Origin of the sequence: Synechococcus sp. OH2 (assembly GCF_047462155.1) — a bacterium.
In the GTDB taxonomy this organism is placed as follows: domain Bacteria; phylum Cyanobacteriota; class Cyanobacteriia; order Thermostichales; family Thermostichaceae; genus Thermostichus.
The window spans coordinates 42483-46236 of record NZ_JANSIR010000115.1 but is presented as its reverse complement, the minus strand read 5'-3'; the positions used below and the strand labels follow the sequence as shown (position 1 = coordinate 46236).

General features: G+C 57.6%; 3 protein-coding genes. 1 reads left to right on the top strand and 2 read right to left on the bottom strand.

Annotated elements, in window-relative coordinates; translation table 11 throughout:
- Positions 1-221: 221 nt before the first annotated feature.
- Complete coding sequence (locus NW835_RS12335; RefSeq protein WP_414364011.1) at positions 222-422, top strand: hypothetical protein; 201 nt, start codon at positions 222-224, stop codon at positions 420-422.
- Between the two features lie 172 nt (positions 423-594).
- Here the strand turns inward: NW835_RS12335 and NW835_RS12330 are convergent, their stop codons facing one another.
- On the bottom strand, positions 595-1074 hold the full coding sequence (locus NW835_RS12330; RefSeq protein ID WP_414415439.1) for a hypothetical protein: 480 nt from the start codon (positions 1072-1074) through the stop codon (positions 595-597).
- 27 nt (positions 1075-1101) lie between these two features.
- On the bottom strand, positions 1102-2943 hold the full coding sequence (gene pyk, locus NW835_RS12325) for a pyruvate kinase (RefSeq protein WP_414364012.1): 1842 nt from the start codon (positions 2941-2943) through the stop codon (positions 1102-1104).
- Positions 2944-3754: the final 811 nt, after the last annotated feature.

Below are 3754 nucleotides of genomic sequence, written 5' to 3'. Positions count from 1 at the left end.
TTGCTAAGTGTTGCTACTGTACCCCTTGATTCCTTAACAGGCTGTACCAGCCTGTTGTTGGGAAGTGTAACAATTCCTCAGGATGTTTTTTGAGACGTTTTGTGGGAGCAAGACGAACTTTTGCGTTATCTGACAAGAAAATGAAGGAAAAGGGAAGCTTCTGACGCTTGCGGTAGAAAGGTACCAGGAAGAAAGGTAGTGAGGCGCGTTGGCCTTCGCCTATGTCTGATGAGCTGCTCCGCGCAATTCGTAGGCGCGACCTAGAGGCCGCCACCTCAGCCGTGCAGCGCTTGCGTTCCCGCCACCTGAGTGAGGCTGTGATTACCTCAATGGTGATGGTGGCCGTGGAGCGATTGGCCTGGGACGAGGGCGATCGGGCTGCCGCCAGTTGGTTGCTACGTCACTGCGCTCGACGACGCTGAAAGGGATCCCCTCCCCTTCTAAGGGGGCTGTCCGTCAACTGGATCCCTGCCTCTGTTTCCTAAGGTGCCGATGGTCGCCTCTGCTGCTCCCTGCGCGGATAAACCCAGTGAGCGGGCATTGGCTCAGCTCTGCTGGAGTGGCTAGGATCTCGGCCAGTTCCACCAGATTTTTTTACTCTTGTTTATTCTTGCTCGGCTCGTCAGGGTTCTTGTTCGGATCGTCAGGATGCTGACGATCTTCCTCAAAGAACATCAACCTCTGAAGACGAGCTGAGCGGTAGTCGGAGAGGCGCTGCGAAAGGGAGCGCCACGCTCCTTTGCTGCCCAGGCCGGACTTCTCGTAAAGCAGAGACGCGCTGGGAGCGAAGCCGAAGTCATGGGCATCTTTGATGGCAGCCAGATCGGCGCTTAAGAAAACAAACTGCCAGCCGTCTTTCTCCGTTTTTTCTTTGATCATCTTCTCAATTTGCTCTTTGCGGAACTCGCGACTGGCGTTCTCTTGGCCATTGGTTACCACCACCATAAGCACCCTGGCAGGGCGATCTGCTTCGCCGAGTTTGCTGAGACTGTTTTCCAGATCGTTGAGGAGTCCTTGTCGGCGCAGATCCCTGCCTCCCCCTTCCCAGGGAGAGAGCCTAGGAGACAGTCTCACCCTTGTCCGCAATGACCGCCAAACCCGTTAAAAGCCCAACCCATCCGCTCCTGAAGTGACAATACCCCTCTCGGTGTCCAAGGTAACGATGGCCCCGTCGCGGATGAGGCGCGTAGCATCCTTAACTCCCACCAGCACCGGCACCCCCAACCGCAGACCGATCACCGCCGCATGGGAGGAGGCCCCATCTTCTTCGGTGATCACCCCAGCCGCCTGTTTGATCGCCTCCACATAGTTGGCATCGGTAGCGCGAGCAACCAGGATGTCGCCAGCGGTGATTTTGCTGGCGTCGAGGCTAGATCTGAGGATGCGGGCCGGGCCGCTGACAGTGCCTTTGCCAAACCCTCTGCCTTTGGCCACCACTGCCTTTACTACCTCTACCTTAATCAGATCAGTGGAGCCGGATACGCCTGGCAAAGTGCCGGCGCTGAGCACCACCAAGTCGCCATCCTTGAGCAAACCTTCTTCCTGAGCCACGTTGATGGCGGCCTGAAAGGTCTGGCGGGTGGTAGGCAAATCCATGACCAACAGGGGCCGTACCCCCCACACCAACTGCAGTTGCCGCGCCACCTCTACATGAGGAGTTACCGCCAAGATCGGGGTGCGAGGGCGAAACCTGGAGACATTGCGAGCCGTAGCCCCAGTTTTAGTCAGGGTCATCACCGCCACCGCATCCAACTCCTGGGCAATCTCCCCTACGGCGCGGCTAATTGAGTCGGCGATCAGGGTTTTGGGCCGGGACGAACCATTGCTACCAGAGCTGTTGTTGTTTTGGCTCAGCTCCTGCAGGGTGAGGGCGCGCAGGTGTTGGCGGCGATCGACATAGATTGGGCTGAAGTAATCCCGTTCGATGCGCACGGCAATGCGGGCCATGGTCGCCACCGCCTCGACGGGATATTTGCCTACCGCCGTCTCGTTGGAGAGCATGACGGCATCGGTGCCGTCCAAAATAGCATTGGCCACATCCGAGATCTCAGCCCGAGTGGGACGAGGGCTGTGAACCATGCTGTCCAGCATTTGGGTAGCAGTGATCACCGGGATCCCTAAGCAGTTGGCCATGGCGATCATCCGCTTCTGCAAAATCGGCACCTCTTCCGCCGGCAGCTCTACACCCAGATCTCCCCGCGCCACCATTACCCCGTCGCTGAGGGCCAGGATCTGGGGCAGTTGTTGGATGGCCTCGTGTTTTTCAATCTTGACGATGATAGGAACCCGCTTGCCGACAGCGGCCATCAGTTCCCGCAGCTCCAGCACATCAGAGGGATCCCGCACAAAGCTAAGGGCCACCCAGTCCACCCCTTGGTTGAGGCCGAAGTAAAGGTCTGCCTTATCTTTTTCGGTAACGGCGCGGATGCTGAGGCGCACGCCGGGGAAGTTCACTCCCTTGTTGTCGGAGAGGGTGCCGCCAACAATGGTGCGGCAGAAGAGCTCCCCCGCCTCGGGATCCACTGCCTCCACCCGCATCTCCACCCGACCGTCATCGAGGAGGATCGTCGCCCCTTCCGGCACCTCTTGGGCCAGCTTGTCGTAGGTGACCCAACTGCGCTCCTGGGATCCCAAAATGGGCTTGCTGGTCAACACGAAGGGATCCCCGCTCCTGAGGGTAATCGAGCCTTCGGCAAACTTGCCCAGGCGAATTTTGGGCCCCTGCAGGTCTTGCAAAATGGCGACCTGGATGCCCAGGTCCATAGCGGTTTGGCGGATGAGGCGGATGTTGCGGCGGTGCAGATCGTGATCCCCATGGGAGAAGTTGAGGCGAAGGGTGGTTGCCCCTTGCAGGATCATTTCCCTTAGGATGGCGGGGTTGGAGCTGGCAGGGCCGATGGTGGCGACAATTTTGGTGCGTCGAAAAGACTCGCTCGAATGCATGGCAATCTTTACCAAGGGAGAGCAGCCCAGATTGTTTCCCCACACGGGGATCCCCTTGATACGATAACCCGTTTTGACACTCCCCGCACTTAAGTGGCAAGGATTTTCAAGCAGCCCAGAAGCAAACTCCTAAAGGCCTTGTCAAAGCGCCTCTGCTAACTCCCCACAGACAAAGTCCAAAAGTTGCCGTTACTTCGTGTTGATTGCCGCATTGGCGTCGGCAGTGATTAGCCAACCATCTAAGGTTCTCAACAGTCCACACTTCACCTGCTTTCCTATCAACTTCTACCCTTCAGGTTTTTTACTGCCTCTGGGCAGAAAATCGCTATCCAGAAAGCTGGCCAAGGTCTCCAGACCTCCAGTGCGAACAGAAGTATAAGCTTCCTCAGTCTCGAGAAACCTCATACCCAACCGTCGGCATGGCTGCTCTGGGTATTGCTTGGGCCTTGCCGTAGGCATTGGCATAAGCTGCTTTAGCCTTGCCACCTAGGTTTGCTTAATTCTTCAGGGATTCCAACCACTCGTGTCGGCAGGCCAGAGGCCTTAGACGGCCATGCCAATCCCAGGCTGGAGGTAGTGTGGGCAACTAGAGTTGCCGGGGCTACCGAGCCGATTTCAGCTAGAAACCGCAGGAGCCCCGCCCTGTACCCCCGTATACGGGGGGAGGGGGGCCGGTCAAGGCCGGGAGGAATGCGGACGACGGATAATTGTGACAGGACTCAAGTCCTGACTATCTCCTGCAAGCTCAAGGTGTCTGTGTCGCAAGCCGCCAAGCTGGATGCGACGCTAGACGCTTTTGCGCAAGCATTAA

Excerpts from the sequence above, each read along its gene's own strand:
- NW835_RS12335 (WP_414364011.1), top strand. The coding sequence starts at position 222 with ATGTCTGATGAGCTGCTCCGCGCAATTCGTAGGCGCGACCTAGAGGCC.
- pyk (WP_414364012.1), bottom strand. The coding sequence starts at position 2,943 with ATGCATTCGAGCGAGTCTTTTCGACGCACCAAAATTGTCGCCACCATC.